The organism is Megasphaera elsdenii DSM 20460 (assembly GCF_003010495.1).
GTDB classification, from domain to species: Bacteria; Bacillota; Negativicutes; order Veillonellales; family Megasphaeraceae; genus Megasphaera; species Megasphaera elsdenii.
This window is the reverse complement of record NZ_CP027570.1, coordinates 2,347,834-2,371,928: the sequence shown is the minus strand read 5'-3', so window position 1 is coordinate 2,371,928 and position 24,095 is coordinate 2,347,834. Positions and strand designations below refer to the sequence as shown.

Below are 24,095 nucleotides of genomic sequence, written 5' to 3'. Positions count from 1 at the left end.
CCTTCATGGGTGCGTGGATTGAAATGTTGCTGATAAAAGCTAGTTCCACTAACACAGCAGGTCGCACCCTTCATGGGTGCGTGGATTGAAATATCGGGCCAGGGCAAGAAGAGCTGTCTTTTAAACTGGTCGCACCCTTCATGGGTGCGTGGATTGAAATATGAGGTAGACCCTTTTCATACGACCGTAAGCATCGTCGCACCCTTCATGGGTGCGTGGATTGAAATGAGGACCGCGGACGACGTTTCACGCGAAATCCGATGTCGCACCCTTCATGGGTGCGTGGATTGAAATGCAAGCCGGGCAGATCTGTGTTTCCAGCCATTTTACGTCGCACCCTTCATGGGTGCGTGGATTGAAATGGAACTCATCCAGGAAGACGCCGGTATCGTCCCGGTCGCACCCTTCATGGGTGCGTGGATTGAAATTGGGCAGTACTGATTGGCGTCCTGGTATCGGCCGCAGTCGCACCCTTCATGGGTGCGTGGATTGAAATCTTGCGGGTCACAGTCAATCATGAGTACTTGCGGTGTCGCACCCTTCATGGGTGCGTGGATTGAAATACGCTGGAGGATTTAGACGGTCGGACACCCGAACAGGTCGCACCTTTCATGGGTGCGTGGATTGAAATGTCGGCATGGCCGCAGATGCCCTCGACGCCATCTGCGTCGCACCCTTCATGGGTGCGTGGATTGAAATTACTGGCGTACTTTGAATAAGCGACAAATCACATGTCGCACCCTTCATGGGTGCGTGGATTGAAATGTTGCTGATAAAAGCTAGTTCCACTAACACAGCAGGTCGCACCCTTCATGGGTGCGTGGATTGAAATTCCGATGCCGTGGCTAAGTACCTCGACCGGATTGGCGTCGCACCCTTCATGGGTGCGTGGATTGAAATGCTGTCTACCATCTCCCATAAGTCAGCACCATTGACGTCGCACCCTTCATGGGTGCGTGGATTGAAATTTGCTGGTTGTCGCCGAAGCTTTTATCCGGCTACTGTCGCACCCTTCATGGGTCCGTGGATTGAAATCACATGGAGGCTCCGCCTTGTACGGATACTTACAAGTCTCACCTTTCATGGGAAAAAAGAATGTTAACTTGCTTTAGATTGTTCGGGCAAAATTACTGCGGAAGAGAATCTTCAATGGTGAGAATCCGTATTGGAATGGGGAAATGTTTTTATGGATCAGCAGTCGAATTTTACAATATAATGAGGGGGTGTCTGTTATGGAATACGATGAAGATGATTTTTTGATGATTTCAGGGATACAACATTTTTCATTTTGTCCTCGACAATGGGCCTTGATTCACATCGACCAGGTTTGGGATGAAAACATGAAGACGATGGAAGGCAATATTATCCATGAAAATTGCCATAATCCAGATTTTATAGAGAAGCGTGGTGAAATTCTTATTTCTCGCGGGATTCGGATTGCTTCAAGGACTTTAGGTGTAACTGGACAATGTGATGTGGTGGAATTTCACCGGGATGATGGTGGAGGGCGTTTATATGGACATAATGGCTTATGGCTTCCATTTCCTATTGAGTACAAACGAGGGAAAACAAAGGATATTAATGCAGATCGTCTTCAACTATGTTGCCAAGCGATGTGTTTAGAAGAGATGTTAGGTGTTTCTATATATCAAGGGGCTTTATATTATCACGAAACACATAGAAGGGAACCTGTTGAGCTAACAGAACCTTTACGCCAAGAAGTTAGAAAAATGCTGGAAATGATGCATGATTATTTTAAACGCGGATATATTCCCAAAGTACGGCCTAAAAAGGGCTGCCCCAGTTGTTCTTTGAAAGAAATCTGCCTACCCGTTATTTGTAAAAAGAAGTCTGCCCAACCGTATTATGAAGCTATGTTAGGAAGCGACGACGTATGAGAAAACTATTGAATACATTATATGTCATGACTCCAGAAACGTATCTGGCATTGGAAAACGATAATATTATTATTTTACTGGATGAAAAAGTCTTGGGGAAATTTCCACTCCATACGTTGGAACAGATTGTTTATTTTGGCTATAAAGGGGCATCTCCGGCCTTGATGGGGGAATGTGCTAAAAGAAATATAGGTCTTTGTTTTTATCGCCCCAATGGCAGGTTTTTAGCCAGAACAGTGGGTACGACGCAAGGAAATGTTTTGTTGCGAAAAGAGCAGTATCGTTGTTCTGATAATGAAATACGAAGCTGCCAAATCGCCAAATATTTTATTGTTGGAAAAATATTCAATTCCCGCAGTGTACTGGAAAGAGCCAAACGGGATCATCCTATGAGTTTTGATATACAATCTTTGAAAGAAATCAGCTCGTCATTACTTCGGTTGGCAAAGGAGGCCAGGAAGTGTTGTGATTTAGACAGCTTACGCGGTTACGAAGGAGAAGCGGCCAGCTTGTATTTTTCAGTATTTGATCATCTGATTTTACAAAATAAGAAAATTTTTTCTTTTAAACAACGGATGAAACGACCGCCTAAGGATTCTGTCAATGCGTTACTTTCTTTTTGTTATACTATTTTGGCAAATGATTGTGCTTCTGCCTTGGAAGCGGTGGGACTCGATGCTTATGTAGGCTTCTTACATCGTGACCGGCCGGGACGTATTTCATTGGCCTTGGATCTAATGGAAGAACTTCGTAGTATCTATGCGGACCGTTTTGTCTTAACATTGATAAATAATCGCAAAATCAATGCTAGTGCCTTTGAGCGACAAGAAAATGGAGCCGTATTGTTGAATGATAAAGGCAGGAAAATTTTCCTGACAGATTGGCAAAATCGTAAGAAAGATATCATCAAACATCCTTTTTTAGATGAAAAAATACCTTGGGGATTGGTGCCTTTTGTGCAGGCACAATTATTGGGAAAGGTATTACGTGGTGACTTAGATGTATATCCTTCGTTTTTATGGAAATGAGATGAGCCTATGTTGGTATTAGTAACTTATGATGTCAGTACGGAAGATGATGCTGGAAAACGGCGACTGCATCAGGTGGCTAAACAGTGCGAAAAGTACGGACAGCGGGTACAGAATTCAGTTTTTGAGTGTCTGTTACAGCCAGATGAATTGATGCTGTTGAAACATCAGTTGATTAAAATTATGGATGAAAATAAAGATAGCATCCGATTCTATAACCTCGGTAAAAAATATCAATCAAAAATAGAGCACTATGGGGCTAAAAACACGTATGACCCTGAAGACGTATTGATTTTCTGATTTCCAAAAGATGTATTCAGAATCTTACCCATTCCCTTTCATAACCACTTAAAAAGGGACTGTCCAACCTTATGGGTACAGTATAATTTTTAATCCCATACGACAAACGATGAACGACCTACGATCAACGGAAAAAGAGGCTGTCTTAATGCGACAGCCTCTTTTTCCTACTTATCCCGGGAAAGATTGACTTCTTTCAAGGGGATGAGGTGGGTCTTATGTTTGATTTTATGATAGAAGAAGACGGCTAAGAAGACAGGGATGCCGATGTAGGCTACGCTGGCTCCGTACCAGTCGATTTCAGCGCCTGTGAAGGCCGAGTAGTTCTGGCCGGCCGTGACGATGATGCACATGATCAGGGCCAGGAGGGGGCCGAAGGGGAACCAAGTGGCTTTATAAGGCAGGTCTTTCAAGTCCTTGCCCTGGGCGACGTAGGCCCGGCGGAAACGGAAGTGGCAGATGGCGATGCCTATCCAGGTGATGAAACCGGCCATGCCGCTGATGTTGACCAGCCAGTCATAGGCTTTGCCTTCGCCGATGAGGGACGTCAGGAAAGCGGCCAGGCCGAAGACGACCGTAGCGAACAGGGCATACGACGGGACACCGCGCTTGTTCAGCTTGAGGAAGCATTTTGGAGCCTGTCCCGTTTCAGCCATGGCGTAGAGCATACGCGTCGAAACGTAGAGGCCCGAGTTGCCTGCCGACAGGACGGCGGTCAGGATGACGGCGTTCATGATGGAAGCGGCTGCGGCCAGGCCGAAGCGTTCAAAGACCAGCGTGAACGGGCTGATGGAGATGTTTTCGATGTTCGTGTTGAGCAGGTTCGGGTCCGTATAGGGGATGAGGAAACCGATGACCGTGAAGGCGCCTAAATAGAAAATCAGGATACGCCAGAAGATGGAGTGGACGGCGCGGGGCACGTTCTTTTCCGGATCTTCACTTTCACCGGCTGCGATGCCGATCATTTCCGTCCCCTGGAAGGAGAAACCGGCGACCATGAAGATGCCCAGCATGGCCGTGAAGCCGCCGACAAAGGGGGCTTCGCCGATGGTCCAGTTGGTAAAGCCCGGCGACGGTTCCGGCCCGAGGCCCAGGATGAGCAGCGTCCCGGCGAAGAGGAAGACCAGGACGGTCAGGACCTTGATGCCGGCGAAGATAAATTCGCTTTCGCCATACGAACGGGTCGACAAGTAGTTGAGGACGAAGAGGATGATCAGGAACAAGCCGCTCCAGATGGCAGCCGGTACGTCGGGGAACCAATACTTCATGATCAGGGCGCCGGCGACGAGTTCGGCTGCTACCGTGATGGCCCAGTTGAACCAGTAGTTCCAGCCCAGGGCAAAGCCCAGGGATTTATCGACATAGCGGTTGGCATAGGTTTCAAAAGAACCGCTGACCGGCAGGTACGACGCCATTTCGCCGAGGCCCGTCATGAGGAAATAAACCATGATGCCGATGAGGGCGTAAGCCACGAGGGCACCGCCAGGACCGGCCGAGCTGACCGTTTCACCGCCAGCGACGAATAAGCCTGTGCCGATAGCGCCGCCGATGGCGATCATGTTCATGTGACGGGCTTTCAGGCTGCGGCGCAGCCCCTGCTGCTGTTGAGTTTCTTCCATGCAAAATCACAACCTTTTTTTACAGAATTGATAAATAAAATCTAAAAAAACTCATACCTTTACATTATAAAGGAAGAATCGGGCTCTGACAAATGGAGATTCTGCATGGACGTAAATCGTTTATGCGATTAATGGATTATAGGGATTGGCCGCAGTTTTTTTACTATGTTATAATAAGGATATTAATTGCAGAAGGGAAGGGCAGTGTATGGATTTAGAAGAATGTCGCCGGGAAATCGACGTATTGGACCGGGACTTGACGAAAATATTGGAACGGCGCATGCAGGTCGTCGCCGAAGTCGCCGCCTATAAGAAGGAACATCATATGGAAATCTACGACCCCCGTCGGGAACGGCAGGTCCTGGATAAAATCGCCAATTTGACGGTCCAGAAGGAATTGTCGCCGTATCTGCGGCGTATTTATCAGTGCATCATGGACGAAAGCAAGAAATACGAACGGGAGCATATGGGGCTGTGAAGATGGAACAGATTGTAGTACGAGGCATTGCGGAACGCCTCTTATTTGAAGCGCCCGACTCGGATTACCGCGTCTTCCGCCTTCATGACGAAGCCGACGACGCGACGTATACCGTCACCGGCCATGGGACGAAACCTCTTGTCGGCGACCGCCTGGAAATCAAGGGCCACTGGGTCCAGCATAAGCGCTATGGCCGCCAGTTCGCCGCCGACGGCTGGAGCCGCATCATCCCTGAATCGGTCGACGGCATCGAACGCTTCCTGGGAAGCGGTGCCGTCAAGGGACTGGGGCCGGCCCTGGCCCACCGCGTCGTCGCGGCCTTTGGCAAGGACACGATGAAGATATTGGAAAGGGACCCGCAGCGGCTCCTGGAAGTCGAAGGCATTGGCCCGAAGAAACTGGCCGTCATTACGGAGTCATTCTACGAAGAGAAACAGGTCAACGACATCGCCTACGACCTGGAACAGCATGGCGTCGCCGGGCGCTACGCCGGCAGGCTCTTGCAGAAATACGGTGACGACGTCCACTATGTCCTGACGGAAGAACCGTACCGCATGATCGCCGAAATCGACGGCATCGGTTTCAAGACGGCCGACCAGATGGCCCTGGCCTATGGCATGGACCGGCAGGACCCGCAGCGCCTCAGCGCCGGCCTGACCTATGTCTTGCAGACCATGACCCAGAACGGCCACGTCTGCATCCCCGATGCGGAATTGGTCCGCCGGGCGGCTTTCATCTTACAGGCCGATGCCCTGGGGCTGCACGATATCCTGAAGGAAGCGATCGAAGTGGGCCAGCTCTGTACGGCCGATTTCCAGGGGACCGTCTATGTCTATACGCCGGAAGCCTATGAAGAAGAAAATTATATTGCCCGGCGTATCCAGGACATGGCAGCCATGAAGCCCCTGCCCATGAAGACCCATGTCCAGCTCTTCCTCGACCGCTGGCAGGATTCGTGCCATTTTGAACTGGCCGATAAGCAGCGCGAAGCCGTCGAAAAATCGCTGGAATCGGGCATGACGGTCATCACCGGCGGTCCCGGGACGGGCAAGACGACTGTCGTCCAGACCATCATCCGCCTGGCCGAACAGGAAGGGCTGCGTATCCTCCTCTGTGCGCCGACCGGGCGGGCCGCCAAGCGCCTGGCCGAAACGACGCAGCGCAAGGCCAAGACCATTCACCGTCTGCTCATCCCCGACGGTCGTCAGGGACGGATCCAGGTCTTTGAATACAACGAAACCAAGCTGCTGCCGGCCGACCTGGTCATCGTCGATGAAGTCTCTATGCTCGACATGGAAATGATGTACCATCTCCTCAGTGCCTTGAAACCGCAGTGCCGCTGCATCCTCGTCGGCGACGCCGATCAGCTGCCGTCGGTCGGGGCCGGTGCCGTCCTGCATGACATCATCGCCTCGGGACAGGTCCCGGTCGTCCGCCTGGATACGATTTTCCGTCAGCAAGAAGGCGGGCGTATCGTGACCAATGCCCACCTCATCAACAGCGGCCGTCTGCCCGTCGTCAATGAAGACCCGGAATTTCGCTTCGTTGAAATCGAAGACGAAGCCCAGGGGGCCGAGAAGATAAGCGCCCTCTATAACAGCGAGCTCCTGGAAACGGGGGATAAGTTCGCCGTCCAGGTTCTGTCGCCGATGTACAAGAACCCTTGCGGCGTCGACAACCTCAATCAGCTCATCCAGGGGCGGTTCAACCCGCCGGCTGAAGGAAAAGGCGAGCTGAAGGGGAAGAACGTGATTTTCCGCGTCGGAGACAAGGTCATGCAGAAGCACAATGACTATGAAAAAGGCGTCTTCAACGGTGATATAGGGGAAATCTTTGCCATCCAGAAGGATATGGTCTATGTCCGCTATCCCGAACAGGACGTCAAGTACGAAGGGCAGGAAGTCGATGAGATTACCCTGGCCTATGCCATTACCGTCCACAAGAGCCAGGGCAGCGAATACCACACGGTCATCATGGTCCTGGTCAACAGCCATGCCATCATGCTCCAGCGTAATCTCTTTTATACGGCCGTCACCCGGGCCAAGCGGAAAGTCATCCTCGTCGGCAGCAAGCGGGCTGTCCAGACTGCCGTCCAGAACCAGCGCACGAGCCGCCGCTTCACGCTGCTCATTCCGCGCCTGCAAGGAGAGCTCATCGTCTAGGGAGGGAAGGCTATGTCCCTGATTACACACCTTTTCAATCTCTTATACCCGCCGCGGTGTCCGGCCTGCGGGGCCCTGGTAGCCCGCGACGGCGACTGGTGCCCGTCCTGCCTGGCCGCTGTCTGGCATCCCCGGCGCATCAACAAGCCGGCGGCAGTGAGGCACCTCGCCGCTTGTTACTGCCTGGCCGATTACCGCGGCGCCATGCGCCACATCCTGCACGACATCAAATATAACGGCAAACAAGGGAAGTGCCGGGCCTGCAGGGTATTGCTCGACCGCTTTCCCTGGCCGGAACGGTTCGACCGCATCGACCGGGTCGTACCCGTCCCGCTGGCACCGGAAAAATTGCAGCGCCGCGGTTTTAACCAGGCCGAAGCCCTCTTTCGCGACTGGGCTTCGGTCCGCTGGGATTGGTGCGACGCCCTGCAGCGCCTGCGGCCGACGAAAGTCCAGTGGCAGCTCTGCCGGGACGAGCGGAAGGAGAATGTCCACGACGCCTTTGCCGTCAAAGAGACCGTCCCCGTCCAGGGAAAACACATCCTCCTCGTCGACGACATCTTCACGACCGGCGCGACCTTAGAAGCCTGTGCACAGGCGCTGACAAAAAAAGGCGCTACCAGCGTGACAGGACTCGTCATCGCCAGCGGCGCACCGTAAAATGAACGCAGTTCGCAGACGGCCGGCCGCAGGTCGCCGCGGTCCTTCGGATCGCAAAAAAAACGGCCCGTGGGCCGTATGCGTAGGGGCTCGCATGTGGCGAGCCCGTTAGGGAGATTCTATCACAGCCCATTCGAGTATAATAGCAGGCCTTTACGAACCACGAGTCACGATTTTTTCCACGAGCCGAGGGTCACTCGAGGCGATGTTGTTAATCAGAATTTGTCGCCGCGCAGCGGCATTTGAGTCCGAGGAGACCTGCGACCTGCGGCCAGCGAACGGTGTGCCGCTAGGCCTCAATTTACATTAACGTTTCCTTAAATATTCGGAAATTCGATTAAAGGACGATTAAGTTTTCCAGAACCATTCTTTTTCTGTTGTATCATGGAACTATCAAGGATATATCCTTTTCGTGGTTCTTCATGATATAATAAAGAAAGGAAGGGTGAATCTGTTGAAAGAACAACTGACTGCCAATGAAATCCGCTATCGTACTTATTTTCCCGAGCTGACGGAAAAGAACTTCAATCCCATGAATGATGTCTTGTTCAAGTTCATCTTCGGACGGCCGGAACGAAAACTCATTACCATTGATTTCCTCAAAGCGAATCAGTGACATGACAAAAATGGAACGCTGGCTGGCTTACTTTGCCAATCAGCTCAGTGATGACGAAATGGGGGAATTGATTATGAGCGATGAAGCCATCCATAAAGCCGTAGATGCGGCCCGGACCTTCTTGCAAAACGATGCCGAACGCCTGGCCTACATCAACCGCGAACTAGCCATCCTAGACTATAACTCGGATCATCGCGATGCTTTTGAGGATGGTAAGGCTGAGGGGCGTAAAGAAGGCGAAGCAAAGGGCCGTAAAGAGGGAGAAGCTAAGGGGCGCGAAGAAGGTCAAGCCATCGCTGATGAACGCTGGTCCATGTTAATGCAACGACTGTTGGGAGAACAGCGTTACGACGATGCGAACAAAGCGGCTGCTGATGCCAGTTTTCGTGAAAAACTTTTTAAGGAATACGGCATTTAGCCGATAGAAAAGGGACTGTTGCGTGAAAGCATAGGCTGTCATGCAAAGTCCCTTTTTTGGATTCAGAAGCGGCTCCGCCGCGATAAACTCATGAAATAAACTAAACGCAAGTGCAGATGGCAGTTCGCTATGGTCCTGCGGACCCAAAAATTTCACGGTCATCGGCCGTATCTGTAGGGGCTCGCACGTGGCGAGCCCGTTAGGGAGATTCCATCACAGCCCATTCGAGTATAATGGCAAGTTTTTACGAACCACGAATCACGAACAACGAGCCACTGCTTTTTTTACGACTCAGATGCGGCTTTGCCGCGACAGACTCAAATTGACAACGACGCTTCGGGATACCCTCGGCGCGTAGCGGGACGCCCTCCGGAATATCCTCCGGGTCGTCCCCTGCGGTATCTGGTGTTAGCATATAAATAGGACAAGTCAAACTGAGGTTCCTAATGGTGGTACAATAGGATTAACTAAGGAGGCCTCAGTATGGCAAAATTCAACAAAGAATTCAAAATCAACGCAGTTAAATATTATCATGAACATCGGGAACTCGGCTTGGTTGGCTGTGCTACGAATCTAGGTATTGCTCCACAAACCTTGTCCCGTTGGCAAAAGCAGCTGAAGGACAATGGCGAAATGCCTTATCGTGGTTCCGGCAACTATGCTTCGGATGAAGCTAAGGAAATCGCCCGTCTGCAGCGTGAACTGCGGGATGCGAAGGATGCGTTGAATGTCCTAAAAAAAGCTATCAGCATTCTGGACAAATGACCATTGCCATCTATCGCAGTGTCCAGGAAGAAGCCGAAAATGCCCATCAGGCAGAACGTCGTTTTTCGGTGTCCGGAGTGCTTTCTGAACTCGACGTTTCTTCTTCAGGATATTATGACTGGGCGGCGCGCAAACCATCGAAACAGGCCCAGCACCGCAAGGAGATGAAGAAAAAGATTCAAACTATCTACGACGATTCCAAGCAGATTTACGGAGCCCCGAAGATTGCCCAAGTTATGCAGCAGAACGGGGACAGTATCTCTGAACGCACAGTTGGCGTATACATGCGGCAAATGGGCATTCAGGCCTGCTGGGTAAAGCATTACACCGTAACGACCCGTAACAGTGACTTTGACGTGGCGCTGGTGAATATCCTTCAGGAATGCTTCAATCCTGAAGAACCGGATCAAGTATGGTGCAGCGACATCACCTATATCTGGACAGCTGAAGGTTTCGTCTATTTGGAAAGCATTATGGATTTGTTCTCCAGGAAAATCATCGCCTGGAATCTGGCCCGTAATCTGGACGTCGCCGGCATCGTCAAGATGCTGCAGGAAGCCAAACAATGCCGGAAACCCGGACAGCTGTTGGTTATCCATTCGGACCGTGGCTGCCAGTATGTTTCGCAGGCATATATTCGGGAGACATCCCAAATGCGCCGCAGCTATTCGAAGAAAGGCTATCCATGGGACAATGCCTGCATCGAATCCTTCCACTCCCTGATTAAACGGGAATGGCTCAATCGCTTCAAGATTCAAAATTATCAGCAAGCGTACTTGTTGGTGTTTGAATACATCAATACCTTTTACAACACCGTACGCATTCATAGCCATTGCAACTACATGTCACCGGATGACTATGAAAAGCTGTATGCTGATTTCCAGAAACATAATATGCGTCTGGGAATCTAAGAAACGAAAAACCTCAATTTAATTTGTCCGAAATCTTGACATAGGACCAATCGCAGACAGGCGATGAATGGGAAGTGATTCGCCGGCCGCATAATGAGAGCGGCATAAACATCAAACTTTCAACTTCAAACTCAAAAAAGCGGTTGTCTTTATACGACAGCCGCTTTTTTTGCTGCTTCCCGTACCGCTGTAACGCGTTACCTATAAAGAAAAGAGAAGAAGAGAAAGGGAAAGGAGAGGAGACTAAAAAACATAGGGAGAATGTCCGCAGCGTGTGGATTTTTTCTCTTATATAGATAGAAGGCCGGAAGGGCTAAACGGAAACGAGGTGCTTGCAATGAAGAAGCTGCAATGGCTTAAAACCAGGACGGGACTGTTTTCGGACCCCCGCATTTTATGTCTGATGAATCAAGCGAACGGCGATTCGTATATCGTGTTATGGTTTTTCCTGAAGGACATGGCCGGAACGGTTAACGACAACGGCCTTGTCTACGTATCGGGCCAGGAAGCCATGACGACGCAGCTCATTGCCAAGTGCCTGCACCGTCGCCGGCCGTTTATCGAAAAAGGATTAGCTTTGTTAGAAAAACTGGAGCTCATCGAACGTGACGGAAACGGCATGATCCGCATTGCTATCTGGAATGAACTGCAGGACTTCCAGCGTGACGAGAGGAAGCGGGAGCAGACAAAAGAACGGGTCCGCCGTTACCGTGAGAGGCAGCGGCTGGCTCAGCCGTCAGATAAAGCGATGGATACAGAAGCCGCTTCACCCGTGATAGAACAAAATGTTTATGAAGGTGAGCCCGTGACGACGCCGAAAGCCATGCGGGATTATGCGTCAGTCCAAAAATACCAGACCCTTTTCGGGCCTATGCAGGGGGATTTTGCCCGGCAGCTGGTCGATTTGGAAACTGCATGGGGCAGTGAAGCAACGTGTATCGCTATCGAACTGGCCCATGAAAATGGGGTCAACAACATCAAGTATATACAGGCTATCTTGAAGAACAGCAACGGCCATCCTATGAAGAAGGAGGACGCTTATGAACGTAAACAGAGAGAATGTTACGAACACCTTGATGCGGTGTTACATGAAGCCCGGAGAGAGAAATTGCAACGACTACAAGCTGAAGATGCTCGAAGAAATGCTGCCCGAAACGATGACGGCTCAGGAAGCGGAATCTCTTTTGCATCGCTTGTTAAAACGATGTAAGTTCGAGCCGTCCATTGCCGAAGTCATGGAAGAATGGTACGCCATCGTCCGCGAGAACCGCCGTCCTCAAGTCTTCCGGCCCGGACCGGCGCAAACCGTACCCCAGCGCCACATCAATCGGCTGAAAGATACGCGGCAGGCGTTACTGGAAGGGCGTCCCATCGAAGGGCTGAACTTATCTAAAGAACTCATCCGCTTCGCCCGCAGTTTTTTCCCGGAAATCAGTCTGCCTGTCATCGAACGGAACCGCTTGGAAATCTCTAACTGCATGACCGACAGGCAGAAAGATTTGGAACGGAAAGACGGCTATATGACCTATATGAAGCTTAACAAAAACGGCGTCATCACGCTGTATATGTCTAAAATTCAATGAGAGAAAGGAGACGAGAATGAACCGGATATTAAGATTTTTGAGGAACCTTGACAAAAGGAAGCTCATTTTCATCTTGCAGAGAGCCAGTGCTGTATTGCTGCCGATTAGGCCCTATCCAGAATGCGGACGCGGGCACTGCCCCTGTCCGGCCGTAAAACACAGGCCTATGCAGGGTATCGCCATCGGAGGAACGACCGCCAGCGTCCATATGAAGCAGTAAGGGGAAAGCCATATTTATCGAAAGGAGTGCTATGAAAGTATATCTCAATGCCGGGCACGACCGGCAACTTGATCCGGGCGCCGTCAATCGCCGCCTGAATCTGCGTGAATGTGATGCAGCCTATGAATTAGCCCTGGGCGTCCAGCAATATTTAGAACGAAATGGAATAGCCGTCGTCTTTGGTCAGGACGATGACCTCTATCATATCTGTGACCAAGCCAACCAGGCAGAATGTGATCTCTTTGTATCCATTCACTTCAACGCCTATAACGGTAGGGCCAGCGGCACGGAAACCTTGATTTCCGGGTCCACCGGCAGCCTCATGCTGGGGCATTGTATCCAGACCAATTTAAAAGCTGTCCTCAACCTGCCCAACCGGGGACTCAAAGAACGGCCAGGACTCTTTGTCCTGCGAAATACGGTCATGCCTGCCGTCCTCGTCGAAGTCTGCTTCATCGATAACGACTTCGACTGGCGCCGCTACGACGCCCACCGCGACGAAGCGGCCCGGGCCATCGCGACAGGCATCATACAGTACCCGCACCAGATGCAGGGCGCCCAGGCGGCATAAAAGAGAAGGCAGGCCGCCGCGGTCCTGCGGATCGTAAAAAATACACGGCCTGTGGCCTTGTTCGTAGGGGCTTCCGCGTGGGAAGCCCGCTAGAGAGATTCGACCACAGCCTATCCAGGTATAATGGCAGGCTTTTACGAGCCATTCGTCATAAATTCCGGATATGCACAGGATTCACGAGGGACGCCTTGTCCAGGACGTCCCCTACGGTATCGCATGCAGGCGATGAATAAATGAACGCAGTTCGCAGGTGGCCGGCCGCAGGTCGCCGCTGTCCTGCGGACCGTAAAAAAACATGGCCAACGGCTGTATGCGTAGGGGCCGACCCGGTCAGGGCGGCCCGCTGCGAACAGTTGGTCATTATCTATCTGGACCATGTGACATGGTTTGGCGAATGCGGCCTGCGAACGGCGGGGGCGCCAGGCTCCAAACTTGAATCACGAGCTATGAAGGCTCTTCACATACAAAAAAGAAAGGAGGAATGAACTATGGCAGCAGAACGCAAAGCGATTTCCGGCAAGTTAAAGCTGGTCATCAGCTACAACGACGAAAATGATAATCTGTGCGAAAAATCCGTACAGATGCGTAACCTCGTCACTGGTGTCGAACCGGCCAACGTCATCACGGCCGTCAACGCCATCGGTACGCTGTACGAAGATCCCATCACGGGCATCCACGAAATCGTCGAAAACGAAATCACAGCGTAAGAGCGCGTAAACCTCTCAGTCAGCTTCGCTGACAGCTCCCCTATGATGGGAGCCATTGCCTCCCTTGATAGGGGAGGTGGCCCGAAGGGCCGGAGAGGTTGCTCTTCTCACCATACCAAAGAAAGGAGGAATTACCATGGCCATCAAATCGGAAACGAAAACGTTACAGCTCACCTTTGTTGATGGAATCAGCAAAAATGTTAGCTACTCCATTTCCAATCCGAAAGCGGACTTGACGAAAGCTACCGTCGATACAGCCGCCAAAGCCATCGTCGACAGCAAAATATTTGCTACGACGGAAGGCGGCAATTTGACAGCACTCAAGTCGAGCCAGATTGTAACCCGTAAAGTCGAAACGCTCGAATAAGCGTAACCGAATAGAGATGCCTTGGGCCGCCTGTCGGCCCAGGGTATTTTCACGTTTTGCCAACACGTGAAATTTGTTAAGATAGATGAAGAAAAGAGGTCTTAATTTGATTTTAAGGTAAGGAGAGGATTACGTGACCATGACATTGCGACACTGCGTGCGCGAAGCACAGAACGGAAATCACGAAGCGACACTGTTTTTGTTGGGGCAATTTTCACCGCTCATCAAAAAACAGGTCAAAAAGTATAACGGCTATTATCAATCCGTTGAAGAAGCTATCTCGACGGCTCATGCTGCGGCGTGCCGATGTATTTTTGAATTTGACCTGACCAAGCCGGGTAATGTCGAACGGCAGATGATGGCCTGTATTCACAATACCTTTGAACGGGAAGGCTATCACAAGGAAAAATACGACCAACGGATACAGAAGAACATCATCCATAACGCGGAAGTCACGGATTTGCCTGTCGACTGCATGGCGCCGTTGTCGCAGTGTCCCGAATATCGCTGTATCGAGAAGGACATACACAGGCTGATTCAGGAAGCCTTGGACGACTTGTCCGAAAAAGAAAGGCATTTCATCATCCTCCATTTTTTCAATGGCCATTCCTATCGGAAAATAGGCCGCATCTACCATCGGGATGAAAGCCTCATCCGGCGGACCGCTAAGCGGGGCCTGGCAAAATTGCGCGTCAGGCTGGCCGAATTGAGGGACTGACAAAAATATGGAGCTGTCGCACGTGCGATAGCTCTTTTTTGTGCTACTCTTAGGGAAAATTGCTCTGTCGCAGTTATCATGATACAATCAATGTATCAGAATAATCATGGGCATTATGCCATATACAATAAATGGCCGCTGGAAAGATGGCGGGATGGAGGAAATGGAATGGATAATCAGGAATATAATTCGATCGTCAGTTTTATATGGGGCATCGCAGACGACTGCCTGCGGGATGTATACGTGCGGGGCAAGTACCGGGACGTTATCCTGCCCATGACGGTCATCCGCCGTCTCGACGCTATGCTGGAAGGAACCAAGAAAACCGTGCTCACCATGAAAAAGCAGCTGGATGCGGCGCACATCGACAACCAGTGGCCGGCACTGTGTAATGCAGCGGGGCAGGCTTTTTGTAATGCTTCGCCTTTCCTGTTGAAGGACCTGACCAGCCGGGGGAAGAAACAGACCTTAGAAGCGGATTTTAAGGCCTATCTCGACGGTTTCTCTCCGAACGTTCAGGAAATCCTCGATAAATTCAAGTTCCGTGACCAGATCCGGACCATGGTTGATGCCGATATTTTAGGAGCCGTCATTGAGAAATTCACGTCGTCTGATATTAACTTGAGCCCTAAGCCGGTGTATAAAGATGAAGAAAAGAAGATTGTAAAGTTACCTGGACTGGATAATCATGGCATGGGGACCATTTTCGAGGAACTCATCCGCCGTTTCAATGAAGAAAACAACGAAGAAGCCGGGGAACACTGGACGCCACGCGATGTCGTCGAACTCATGGCTGATTTGGCTTTCTACCCTGTAGAAGACCAGATTAAAGATGCGACTTATTCCTGCTATGACGGAGCCTGCGGGACCGGCGGGATGCTCACAGTGGCCCAGGCGCGTCTCCTGAAACTGGCGGCTAAACAGGGGAAAAAAGTTTCTATTCACTTGTTTGGTCAGGAAATCAACCCGGAAACCTATGCCATCTGCAAGGCTGATATGCTGCTGAAAGGGGACGGCGAGGAAGCCGAACACATTGCCTATGGCTCGACCCTGTCTCTGGACGGGAACCCGTCGCGGCAATTCGACTTCATGCTCTCCAATCCACCTTATGGAAAGAGTTGGAAGACCGATGCCGACAAGCTGGGAGGCAAAAATGAAATCCTCGATACCCGTTTCAACACCTACCTGCCGGGCGGGGACCTGCTGAAGATGATCCCCCGCACCAGCGACGGGCAGCTCTTATTCCTCCTCAATAACGTATCTAAGATGAAGACCGATACCGAACTGGGCAGCCGTATCATCGAAGTCCATAACGGTTCGTCTCTGTTCACTGGTGACGCCGGCAGCGGTGAGAGCAACGCCCGCCGCTATCTGATGGAAAGCGACTTGGTGGAAGCCATTATCGCCCTGCCGGATAACATGTTCTACAACACGGGCATTGGCACGTACATCTGGGTCCTGTCCAATAAGAAAGAAGCCCGTCGGAAAGGCAAAATCCAGCTCATCGATGCGACGCAGATGAAATCGCCCCTGCGCAAGAACATGGGGAACAAGAACTGCGAATTCACGCCGGATATACGCAAAGAGATCATCCGCCTCTTCCTCGCCATGGAAGAAAGCGACGTCAGTAAGATTTTCGACAACAGTGAATTCGGCTACTGGAATGTCACCGTGGACCGGCCCCTGCGCCTGCGGGTGTTCCCGGAACGGGAGATTCCCGAAAAGGATGAAAAGGGGAAAGTCCTGTTCAAGAAATATATGGAGCTGTTAGACGTGCGCGATGCCGTACAGGAAGCTGCCAAGACGGCGCCTTTTGACGACTGGGATTCCTTTGCTAAAGCCACTAAATTGAAGAAGACACAGCTGAAGAAAATCCGCCCTTATATTACCGAAACAGACCCGGATGCGAAAGAAGTCGCCGGGGAAGCGGATCCGGAACTGCGGGATACAGAAAACATCCCGTTCCAGTATGAAGGTGGAATTGATACCTTCATCGAGAAAGAAGTCCTGCCCTATGCGCCCGATGCCTATGTAGACGAAGACAAGACCAAAATCGGCTATGAAATCAGCTTTACTAAATACTTCTACAAGCCCGTAAAACTGCGGGATATGAAAGACATCCTGGCGTCCCTGGCAGAACTGGAAAAAGAATCAGAAGGCGTTATGGATGACATCGTCAGGGGGCTGGAGTAATGAAGAAATATAGCAATGTGATGAATACTAATGTCACGTGGATTCCCCAGATACCAGCACATTGGAAACTTCAGAAGATAAATGCGTTGTTTACTGAACGCAAGAAAAAGGTTTCAGATAAGGATTATAAGCCGTTATCAGTGACAAAGAAGGGGATACTTCCACAGCTTGAACATGCAGCCAAGTCCAATGATAGCGATAACCGAAAACTCGTAAAGAAAGGAGATTTTGTTATTAATAGTCGTTCAGACAGAAAAGGATCCTGTGGCGTATCAAGATTGGATGGGTCGGTTTCTCTTATCAATATTGTTTTGACTCCAAGCAATGAATTAAATAGTGAATATATTCATTATTTGCTTCGTAATTATAGATTTTCTGAAGAGTATTACAGGAATGGCAGAGGGATTGTTGCAGATTTGTGGACCACTCGCTATAGTGAAATGAGAACCATTCTGTTTCCCGTCCCTCCTCGTGCCGAGCAGGACCAGATTGTGCGCTTCCTGGACTGGAAGGTTTCGGAGATTAACAAGCTGATTGGAATTCGGCGGAAGGAAATACAGGAGCTGGAGGAATTGAAAGCAGAAATTATTAATTCTGCTATCCTTCAAGGAATTGACTCGAATGTAGTTATGAAGAAAACCGATGTTTACTATCTACCGAAAATCCCCGCAACATGGAAGGTTATAAAAATTAAGAGGATATGTAAGGTTGGTGCGTCGATTAGTAATCAATTAAAGAAGCACACGGATCAAGATAAAGTGGTTTTCTTACCAATGGAAAATATTTCAGAAAATGGTAAAATTGATTGCTCAATCAAACAGCCAATTGCAAAAGTAAGAACAGGGTTTTCATCATTTGCTAAAAATGATGTTATTGTTGCTAAAATTACACCATGCTTTGAAAATGGCAAGGGTGCTTGCCTTGATGAACTAGAATCAGATATAGGATATGGGACAACAGAACTTTTTAATTTAAGAGCAGGAAACGATGTTCTGCCTAAATATCTGTACTATATTACGATGACTAAAATTTTCAGGAGTCTCGGAGAAGGGCAAATGACTGGGTCAGCAGGTCAAAAAAGAGTTCCTGCTGATTTTATAAGAAATTTTGTTATTGGTTTGCCATCTATTGCTATACAGTATAAAATTATTGATTACATTTGTCTTAAGACAAGTCAGATAAATAGACTGATATGCACAAAACATAAACAGCTTGAATTTTTAAAAGAGTTATGCTCCACCATCATCTCTGACGTGGTCACCGGCAAAATCGATGTCCGGAATATCCCTGTTCCTGCTTACGAACACGTGGACGACTTGACGGCTGATGATGGGGAAGACAATGACGAAGAAACAGGAATCCCTGGAGAGGAGGACTGACGATGGCTTTTACGGATAAAACGGAAAAGGGTTTTGAAACGCTCATCGTGAACTGGCTGGTAGATCAGAATGGTTACCAGCAGGGCACCAATGAAGACTACAACAAAGAATATGCCATCGATGAAACCCGGCTCTTTCGCTTTTTGAATGATACTCAACCCAAAGAGATGGCAAAGCTCGGCGTCAACCAGAGTGACCAGAAGAAGCGGCAGTTTTTGAACCGCCTTTCTGGAGAAATCACCCGGCGCGGCATTATCGACGTGCTGCGCAATGGCATCAAAGCCTATCCGGCTGACCTGATTTTGTTCTATTTCACGCCGACAGAAAACAATGAGCAGGCGAAGCGGCTGTTTGACCAGAATATTTTCAGCGTTACCCGACAGTTGCGCTATGCTATCGATGCGTCGAAACTGGCACTGGACCTCTGCCTGTTCATCAACGGTCTGCCCGTCATTACCATAGAGCTGAAAAATCATTTCACGGGACAGACAACAGCCGATGCTGTGGAACAGTATAAAAAAGACCGCAATCCCAGGGAACTGCTGTTTTCCTTCAAGCGCTGTATCGTACATTTTGCCGTAGATGATCAGACGGTTCAGTTCTGTACGAAACTTTGCGGAAAGGCCAGCTGGTTCCTGCCTTTCAATAAAGGGTACCACGATGGGGCCGGGAATCCTCCCAACCCTGAAGGCATCATGACGGACTACTTGTGGAAAGATATCCTGACGAAGAAGAAACTGTCCCGTATCATCGAGAATTATGCCCAGGTCGTCGTCGAGGAAAATCCGGAAACCCGGAAGAAATCGGTCAAACAGATCTGGCCGCGCTATCATCAGTTGGATTGTGTAGAAAAACTCCTGGCCGATATCAGGCAGTACGGTGTGGGAAAACGCTATCTCATCCAGCACAGCGCCGGGTCGGGCAAATCCAATTCCATTGCCTGGCTGGCCCATCAGCTGATTGGACTGGAACGGGATGGACGGCCTATGATTGATTCGGTCATCGTCGTAACGGACCGGCGGATTCTGGACAAGCAGATCCGGGATACGATTAAACAGTTCATGCAGGTAAAGAATACCGTCGTATGGGCTCGTCATTCGGGTGACTTGAAAAAGGCTATCCAGGATGGCAAACGGATCATTGTGACGACAGTCGAGAAGTTCCCTTATATTTCCCAGGAAATCGGCCAGGAACACATGAACCATACCTTTGCTATCATCATCGACGAAGCCCATTCGGGACAGAGCGGGCGGAACGCAGCCAGTATGAATCTGGCCCTTTCCGGGATGGCTTCGGACAGCGAACTGGATAATGAAGACAAAATCAACGCCATGGTAGAGGGACGGAAACTGGTAAAAACGGCCAGCTATTTTGCCTTTACGGCCACCCCAAAAAATAAAACGGAAGAGGTATTTGGCACGCCTTATGAAGAAGACGGCAAAATTAAACACCGGCCCTTCCATGTCTATACTATGAAACAAGCCATTCAGGAAGGCTTCATCCTGGATGTGCTGAAGAATTACGTGACCATCGACAGTTGGTATAAGATTGCCAAAAAGGTGGAAGACGATCCCATGTTTGACAAGAAGCGGGCTCAGAAGAAACTGCGCTCCTTTGTCGAAGGGAATCCCGATGTCATTGCCAAGAAAGCGGCGATGATGGTCGATCATTTCCACGAACAGATTATTGCCAGGAAGAAACTGGGCGGCCAATCTCGCGCCATGGTGGTGACGGCCAGTATTCCCCGTTGCATTGAAACGTACTATGCCGTTACCCAGTGTCTTGCCGACCGGCACAGCCCTTATAAGGCTATCATCGCTTTTTCCGGGGAATGTAGCTATCACGGCCAGGAACCAGTATTGACTTCGGCCGAGATGAATGGCTTCCCAGACGCCAAGATTCCCCAGAAATTCAAGAAGGACCCGTACCGGCTGCTGGTCGTGGCCGACATGTTCCAGACGGGCTTTGACGAACCGCTGCTCCAGACTATGTATGTAGACAAACCCCTTTCGGACATTGCGGCCGTCCAGACCCTGTCCCGGCTGAATCGGGCGGCGCCGGGCAAGGATGAAGTCTATGTGTTGGATTTTGCCAACAAGGCGGAAACCATCGAAAAAGCCTTTTCTCGATTCTACCGGACGACGATTCTGTCTGGGGAAACGGACCCCAATAAGCTCTACGACCTGATTTCCCTGATGGAAGGTTATCAGGTCTATGACCACAGCGACGTAGATAAAGTAGTGGACCTGTTTCTGAACGGCGGGGAACGGGACCGGTTGGATCCGCTTCTTGATCCATGTGTGGCCCTTTATAATCAGCTGGAAACGGACGACCAGATTCAGTTTAAGAGTGCTGCCAAGGCTTTTGTGCGGACCTATGGTTTCCTGGGGTCTATTCTTCCATATGGCAATGCAGCGTGGGAAAAATTATCTATTTTCCTGAACCTGCTGATTCCCAAACTGCCATCGCCTCAGACTGATGACCTGTCAGAGGGTATCTTGTCCGCTGTGGACCTGGACAGTTATCGGAACGAGGCACGGGAAGCCGTAGCCATCAAACTGGAAGATGAAGATGCTGAAATCGACCCTGTGCCGACAGGGAAGGTTGGCCACATAGTGGAACCGGAAATGGACCCCTTATCGCAGATTATTTCAGAATTCAATGACATGTTCGGGAATATCCAATGGAACGATGCCGATAACGTACAACAACAGCTTCTGCGTATCCCAGTCATGGTTTCCCACGATGAGAAGTACCGCAATGCTATGAAGAACTCTGATGAACAGGAAGCCCGGACTGAGGGCGAACGGGCCTTGCAGCAGGTCATTTTCTCTATCATGGCAGATAATATGGAACTTTTCAAACAATTCCAGGACAATCCATCCTTCAAGAAATGGCTGACCGACATGGTGTTCAACCTGACCTATAATAAGGAAGGTAAGTCCTATGAAGCGCCAAGCGATTGCCAATATTCTATTCCAAAGCAAAAAGGTGGGATGGTAGCAGAGAAGTAAGCTAACTACCAAAAATTCAGTGAGGTGAGAAGCTGATGAGAAATAAGCATCCCAAAGGCTGGATGGATACTCCGCACCATATCGAATTTTTGAAAAAAGACGAGGATGATGAACAGAGAGATAAGAGACGGTGTCTCTTTTTTACACAGAATAAATGCAGTTACTCATCATACACATGGGAGACGAGCCTCGAAGGAGGCGATTTATGTCGACCCGATTTCACCCGAAAAGTTACTGTTTCAAAACACGTTATCAGAAGCGCGAAGAAAAAACGTTCAGGCTATGTATAATGTAGCGCAATTGTTTATAGGAGCTGTTGAACAAAAAAATAAAAACGTCATATCTTTACAGATTTTAGTTTCACAGCTGCCACAAGTTAAAGATAAGTGAAAATATACATTAAAAAGCGCTGTCTTCTACGACAGCGCTTTTAATCTTTTATGCGTTTCAATCAATAATCCATTCAACGTCGACAGATTCACTTTCTGTCGTTGAATTGGCAGCTAGCTGATTAGAGAGGTCTAAGGATTTAGGTTTTTCAAAATTCAGCGAATCAGGTGCCAGCATATTACAGTAACGAATTGAATCTTCGCTATAGTTATTCATAGATACCGATTTGATGCCAATGATTTTTTTCCTACTGTGGCTGCGATGGCTTCTGCCCGACGTTTGGAATTGGCGACAGCCTGTTTGATGAGTTCGTCATGGATTTCCCGTTCATTTGATAATTCATAGGTGCTTTCGATAGCGATGTCATAGTTTTGCTGACGGACGTGATCCAGTATCATATTGATAAAGGGCATGTTGAAGCTCATGCGAATCACGATTTTTCTGGAAGCCGTGAAAAATAGGGGGAACAGGCCGATGTTCGTTCTTAAAAAGAAGAAAATCAAACTTTTCACTGTAAAATAAAAAGAAGTTGTCACATTAAGCATTTTAGCTTAATGCGACAACTTCTTTTTATTTTTTTGGTGCGCCTAGAAGGATTCGAACCTTCGCACCCGGTTCCGGAGACCGGTGCTCTATCCCCTGAGCTATAGGCGCAAGTAAGTGGTGACCCAGTAGGGATTCGAACCCTAGACCCACAGCTTAGAAGGCTGTTGCTCTATCCAGCTGAGCTACTGAGTCTCAAAAAATGGAGCGGGTGATGGGAATCGAACCCACATAACCAGCTTGGAAGGCTGGCGCTCTACCACTGAGCTACACCCGCATTTGTCGGTAATGGTCGGAGCAGCAGGATTTGAACCTGCGACCCCCTGGTCCCAAGCCAGGTGCGCTACCAAACTGCGCTATGCCCCGCCAACAAAAAATATTATACAAGAAATGAAATAGTTTGTCAACGTTTTTTTAGCCATGGCATCTATCTGCTACGGGTACGTATGATTATATTACAATCAGGCGTCGTCCGTCATAAATTTTGGCTGTGCACAGGATTCACGCGGGACGACTTTTAGCCGTCCCCTACGAAGGCCCTGGACGGGGCATTTTTACGAGCTGAGGGGGCTACGAGGCGATGTAGTCAATTTGAGTTTGTTTTCGCGTAGCGGCATATGAGCTCTGAGGCGAACGGCGGCCTGCGACCTGAGAACGGCGGGGCCATCAGGCCCCATGACCGGTCAAGGCATCGATGAACTGGCGGGCTATGCTGGACAGGTAGCGGTGTTTTGGGGTGATGACGGCTAATTGGGTGCGCAGGCGCGGTTCGTCGATGGCTTTTGTCTTGAGCTGGGGCCGACTGGCCGGTGAGATGGCCGATGCCGGGACGACGGCGTAGCCCAGGCCGGTTTCGGCCCAGAGCAGGGTCGTCCGGGCGTCGTCGTTGCGGCAGAGGAGGTTCGGTGTGAGGTTGTGGGCTTCGCAGACGTCATGGAAGAGCTGGTCGAAGCGGCGGTAGAGGATGAGCGGCAGGCCCTGCAGTTGTTCTATAGTCATCGACGGCTGGCCCGGATTGGGGTCGGCCAGGGACTCGGTATAGGCCAGGACCATCGGTTCTTCCGGCAGCAGAGTGCAGTCGAAGGCGTCCTGCTTAAAGGGCGTGCGGACGATGCCGATTTCGATGAGGCCCTTGCGCAGCATGTCCAGGACGCGGAAGGTGTTGCCGTCGTAGATTTCGAAGCGGATTCCGCGATGGTCGTCGTGGAACTGGCGGAGGGCTGGCTGGAGGATGACGCTGCCCGATGACGATACAGTCCCGATGGACAAGGTGCCGCGCAGGCCGTTCTTGAAATCGGCGATTTCCCGGCGCGTCGAGTCGGTGAGGGTGACGATCTGCCGGGCCCGGCGGTAGAGGATTTCGCCGGCGTCGGTCAAGGTGACGCTGCGCGGCTCCCGCTGCAGGAGCTGGACGCCCAGTTCTTCTTCCAGGGCCTTCATCTGCTGGCTCAGCGGCGGCTGGGCCATGTGAAGGCGCCGGGCGGCGGCTGTGATCTGGCCTTCTTCGGCGATGACCATGAAATAAGTGAGTTGACGGATATCCATACCCATGCCT

At 50.2% G+C, this 24,095-nt stretch carries 23 protein-coding genes, 4 tRNA genes and 1 CRISPR repeat array (1 of these 28 running past the window's edge); of the genes, 20 read left to right on the top strand and 7 right to left on the bottom strand.

Annotation, left to right across the window (positions count from 1 at the left end):
- A CRISPR array of direct repeats spans positions 1 to 1,035; the repeat unit is 32 nt; unit sequence GTCGCACCCTTCATGGGTGCGTGGATTGAAAT (it extends 1,548 nt beyond the left edge of the window).
- A gap of 197 nt (positions 1,036 to 1,232) precedes the next feature.
- From cas4 to cas2, 3 genes are read left to right on the top strand one after another with little or no spacing between them, the layout of a single operon-like run.
- Entirely contained in the window at positions 1,233 to 1,898 is a 666-nt protein-coding gene (cas4, locus tag C6362_RS11260) for a CRISPR-associated protein Cas4 (protein WP_014016545.1), read from the top strand.
- Entirely contained in the window at positions 1,895 to 2,926 is a 1,032-nt protein-coding gene (gene cas1c / locus C6362_RS11255) for a type I-C CRISPR-associated endonuclease Cas1c (protein ID WP_014016546.1), read from the top strand. The genes cas4 and cas1c overlap by 4 nt, the downstream gene beginning before the upstream one ends.
- 9 nt (positions 2,927 to 2,935) lie before the next feature.
- Positions 2,936 to 3,226, top strand: a complete 291-nt coding sequence (gene cas2 / locus C6362_RS11250) for a CRISPR-associated endonuclease Cas2 (RefSeq protein ID WP_014016547.1) — start codon at positions 2,936 to 2,938, stop codon at positions 3,224 to 3,226.
- A 167-nt stretch (positions 3,227 to 3,393) separates the two neighbouring features.
- On the opposite strand, the gene C6362_RS11245 is transcribed toward cas2, so the two are convergent.
- On the bottom strand, positions 3,394 to 4,845 hold the full coding sequence (locus C6362_RS11245) for an amino acid permease (RefSeq protein ID WP_014016548.1): 1,452 nt from the start codon (positions 4,843 to 4,845) through the stop codon (positions 3,394 to 3,396).
- A gap of 208 nt (positions 4,846 to 5,053) precedes the next feature.
- Between C6362_RS11245 and C6362_RS11240 the strand changes: the two genes are divergently transcribed.
- The 17 genes from C6362_RS11240 (at position 5,054) to C6362_RS12035 (ending at position 21,997) form a co-directional block, all read left to right on the top strand.
- Entirely contained in the window at positions 5,054 to 5,323 is a 270-nt protein-coding gene (locus C6362_RS11240) for a chorismate mutase (protein ID WP_014016549.1), read from the top strand.
- 2 nt (positions 5,324 to 5,325) lie between these two features.
- The gene (recD2, locus tag C6362_RS11235; protein WP_027895180.1) at positions 5,326 to 7,485 is read left to right on the top strand and encodes an SF1B family DNA helicase RecD2; all 2,160 of its coding nucleotides are present in this window, start codon (positions 5,326 to 5,328) and stop codon (positions 7,483 to 7,485) included.
- Between the two features lie 12 nt (positions 7,486 to 7,497).
- Positions 7,498 to 8,145 (top strand): ComF family protein, encoded by a 648-nt coding sequence (locus C6362_RS11230; protein WP_014016551.1) that lies wholly within the window; start codon positions 7,498 to 7,500, stop codon positions 8,143 to 8,145.
- Between the two features lie 454 nt (positions 8,146 to 8,599).
- Entirely contained in the window at positions 8,600 to 8,761 is a 162-nt protein-coding gene (locus C6362_RS11870) for a hypothetical protein (RefSeq protein ID WP_155482888.1), read from the top strand.
- A gap of 1 nt (position 8,762) precedes the next feature.
- Entirely contained in the window at positions 8,763 to 9,179 is a 417-nt protein-coding gene (locus C6362_RS11225; RefSeq protein ID WP_014016553.1) for a hypothetical protein, read from the top strand.
- A 483-nt stretch (positions 9,180 to 9,662) separates the two neighbouring features.
- Positions 9,663 to 9,944 (top strand): transposase, encoded by a 282-nt coding sequence (locus C6362_RS11220; RefSeq protein ID WP_014015018.1) that lies wholly within the window; start codon positions 9,663 to 9,665, stop codon positions 9,942 to 9,944.
- Positions 9,941 to 10,855: an IS3 family transposase gene (locus tag C6362_RS11215; protein WP_014015019.1), complete on the top strand. Its 915-nt coding sequence runs from the start codon at positions 9,941 to 9,943 to the stop codon at positions 10,853 to 10,855. Before C6362_RS11220 ends, C6362_RS11215 begins: the two co-directional genes overlap by 4 nt.
- 337 nt (positions 10,856 to 11,192) lie before the next feature.
- On the top strand, positions 11,193 to 12,065 hold the full coding sequence (locus C6362_RS11210) for a phage replisome organizer N-terminal domain-containing protein (protein ID WP_014016554.1): 873 nt from the start codon (positions 11,193 to 11,195) through the stop codon (positions 12,063 to 12,065).
- Positions 12,049 to 12,438, top strand: coding sequence for a hypothetical protein (locus C6362_RS12245; RefSeq protein WP_232501462.1), 390 nt, complete (start codon positions 12,049 to 12,051; stop codon positions 12,436 to 12,438). The genes C6362_RS11210 and C6362_RS12245 overlap by 17 nt, the downstream gene beginning before the upstream one ends.
- A gap of 251 nt (positions 12,439 to 12,689) precedes the next feature.
- On the top strand, positions 12,690 to 13,229 hold the full coding sequence (locus C6362_RS11195; RefSeq protein ID WP_014016557.1) for an N-acetylmuramoyl-L-alanine amidase family protein: 540 nt from the start codon (positions 12,690 to 12,692) through the stop codon (positions 13,227 to 13,229).
- A gap of 488 nt (positions 13,230 to 13,717) precedes the next feature.
- Positions 13,718 to 13,936, top strand: a complete 219-nt coding sequence (locus tag C6362_RS11190; protein WP_014016558.1) for a DUF1659 domain-containing protein — start codon at positions 13,718 to 13,720, stop codon at positions 13,934 to 13,936.
- Between the two features lie 136 nt (positions 13,937 to 14,072).
- Positions 14,073 to 14,303, top strand: a complete 231-nt coding sequence (locus C6362_RS11185) for a DUF2922 domain-containing protein (protein WP_014016559.1) — start codon at positions 14,073 to 14,075, stop codon at positions 14,301 to 14,303.
- Between the two features lie 139 nt (positions 14,304 to 14,442).
- Positions 14,443 to 15,021: a sigma-70 family RNA polymerase sigma factor gene (locus C6362_RS11180; RefSeq protein ID WP_230583124.1), complete on the top strand. Its 579-nt coding sequence runs from the start codon at positions 14,443 to 14,445 to the stop codon at positions 15,019 to 15,021.
- Positions 15,022 to 15,189: 168 nt separating this feature from the next.
- Complete coding sequence (locus C6362_RS11175) at positions 15,190 to 17,214, top strand: type I restriction-modification system subunit M (RefSeq protein ID WP_014016561.1); 2,025 nt, start codon at positions 15,190 to 15,192, stop codon at positions 17,212 to 17,214.
- Positions 17,214 to 18,593 carry a restriction endonuclease subunit S gene (locus tag C6362_RS11170; protein WP_014016562.1) on the top strand — a complete coding sequence of 460 codons (1,380 nt, stop codon included), beginning with the start codon at positions 17,214 to 17,216 and terminating at the stop codon, positions 18,591 to 18,593. The genes C6362_RS11175 and C6362_RS11170 overlap by 1 nt, the downstream gene beginning before the upstream one ends.
- A gap of 2 nt (positions 18,594 to 18,595) precedes the next feature.
- Positions 18,596 to 21,607 (top strand): type I restriction endonuclease subunit R, encoded by a 3,012-nt coding sequence (locus tag C6362_RS11165; RefSeq protein WP_014016563.1) that lies wholly within the window; start codon positions 18,596 to 18,598, stop codon positions 21,605 to 21,607.
- A 105-nt stretch (positions 21,608 to 21,712) separates the two neighbouring features.
- On the top strand, positions 21,713 to 21,997 hold the full coding sequence (locus C6362_RS12035) for a hypothetical protein (RefSeq protein WP_106699307.1): 285 nt from the start codon (positions 21,713 to 21,715) through the stop codon (positions 21,995 to 21,997).
- Between the two features lie 212 nt (positions 21,998 to 22,209).
- Here C6362_RS12035 and C6362_RS12030 read toward each other — a convergent pair whose 3' ends face one another.
- From C6362_RS12030 to C6362_RS11130, 6 genes are all read right to left on the bottom strand, one after another.
- The gene (locus C6362_RS12030; protein WP_014016566.1) at positions 22,210 to 22,542 is read right to left on the bottom strand and encodes an SIMPL domain-containing protein; all 333 of its coding nucleotides are present in this window, start codon (positions 22,540 to 22,542) and stop codon (positions 22,210 to 22,212) included.
- Positions 22,543 to 22,576: 34 nt separating this feature from the next.
- A tRNA-Arg gene (locus C6362_RS11150) sits at positions 22,577 to 22,651 on the bottom strand.
- A 7-nt stretch (positions 22,652 to 22,658) separates the two neighbouring features.
- Positions 22,659 to 22,735 (bottom strand) — tRNA-Arg (locus C6362_RS11145).
- Between the two features lie 8 nt (positions 22,736 to 22,743).
- Positions 22,744 to 22,817 (bottom strand) — tRNA-Gly (locus C6362_RS11140).
- A 12-nt stretch (positions 22,818 to 22,829) separates the two neighbouring features.
- Positions 22,830 to 22,906, bottom strand: a tRNA-Pro gene (locus C6362_RS11135).
- A 300-nt stretch (positions 22,907 to 23,206) separates the two neighbouring features.
- Positions 23,207 to 24,085: a LysR family transcriptional regulator gene (locus tag C6362_RS11130; protein WP_014016567.1), complete on the bottom strand. Its 879-nt coding sequence runs from the start codon at positions 24,083 to 24,085 to the stop codon at positions 23,207 to 23,209.
- Positions 24,086 to 24,095 lie beyond the last annotated feature (10 nt).

Excerpts from the sequence above, each read along its gene's own strand:
- C6362_RS11130 (WP_014016567.1), bottom strand. The coding sequence starts at position 24,085 with ATGGATATCCGTCAACTCACTTATTTCATGGTCATCGCCGAAGAAGGC.
- C6362_RS11210 (WP_014016554.1), top strand. The coding sequence starts at position 11,193 with ATGAAGAAGCTGCAATGGCTTAAAACCAGGACGGGACTGTTTTCGGAC.
- C6362_RS11225 (WP_014016553.1), top strand. The coding sequence starts at position 8,763 with ATGACAAAAATGGAACGCTGGCTGGCTTACTTTGCCAATCAGCTCAGT.
- C6362_RS11190 (WP_014016558.1), top strand. The coding sequence starts at position 13,718 with ATGGCAGCAGAACGCAAAGCGATTTCCGGCAAGTTAAAGCTGGTCATC.
- cas1c (WP_014016546.1), top strand. The coding sequence starts at position 1,895 with ATGAGAAAACTATTGAATACATTATATGTCATGACTCCAGAAACGTAT.
- C6362_RS11215 (WP_014015019.1), top strand. The coding sequence starts at position 9,941 with ATGACCATTGCCATCTATCGCAGTGTCCAGGAAGAAGCCGAAAATGCC.
- C6362_RS11180 (WP_230583124.1), top strand. The coding sequence starts at position 14,443 with ATGACATTGCGACACTGCGTGCGCGAAGCACAGAACGGAAATCACGAA.
- C6362_RS11245 (WP_014016548.1), bottom strand. The coding sequence starts at position 4,845 with ATGGAAGAAACTCAACAGCAGCAGGGGCTGCGCCGCAGCCTGAAAGCC.
- C6362_RS12030 (WP_014016566.1), bottom strand. The coding sequence starts at position 22,542 with ATGCTTAATGTGACAACTTCTTTTTATTTTACAGTGAAAAGTTTGATT.
- recD2 (WP_027895180.1), top strand. The coding sequence starts at position 5,326 with ATGGAACAGATTGTAGTACGAGGCATTGCGGAACGCCTCTTATTTGAA.
- C6362_RS11195 (WP_014016557.1), top strand. The coding sequence starts at position 12,690 with ATGAAAGTATATCTCAATGCCGGGCACGACCGGCAACTTGATCCGGGC.
- C6362_RS11175 (WP_014016561.1), top strand. The coding sequence starts at position 15,190 with ATGGATAATCAGGAATATAATTCGATCGTCAGTTTTATATGGGGCATC.
- cas4 (WP_014016545.1), top strand. The coding sequence starts at position 1,233 with ATGGAATACGATGAAGATGATTTTTTGATGATTTCAGGGATACAACAT.
- C6362_RS11220 (WP_014015018.1), top strand. The coding sequence starts at position 9,663 with ATGGCAAAATTCAACAAAGAATTCAAAATCAACGCAGTTAAATATTAT.
- C6362_RS11230 (WP_014016551.1), top strand. The coding sequence starts at position 7,498 with ATGTCCCTGATTACACACCTTTTCAATCTCTTATACCCGCCGCGGTGT.
- C6362_RS12035 (WP_106699307.1), top strand. The coding sequence starts at position 21,713 with ATGATGAACAGAGAGATAAGAGACGGTGTCTCTTTTTTACACAGAATA.
- C6362_RS11165 (WP_014016563.1), top strand. The coding sequence starts at position 18,596 with ATGGCTTTTACGGATAAAACGGAAAAGGGTTTTGAAACGCTCATCGTG.
- C6362_RS11185 (WP_014016559.1), top strand. The coding sequence starts at position 14,073 with ATGGCCATCAAATCGGAAACGAAAACGTTACAGCTCACCTTTGTTGAT.
- cas2 (WP_014016547.1), top strand. The coding sequence starts at position 2,936 with ATGTTGGTATTAGTAACTTATGATGTCAGTACGGAAGATGATGCTGGA.
- C6362_RS11240 (WP_014016549.1), top strand. The coding sequence starts at position 5,054 with ATGGATTTAGAAGAATGTCGCCGGGAAATCGACGTATTGGACCGGGAC.
- C6362_RS11170 (WP_014016562.1), top strand. The coding sequence starts at position 17,214 with ATGAAGAAATATAGCAATGTGATGAATACTAATGTCACGTGGATTCCC.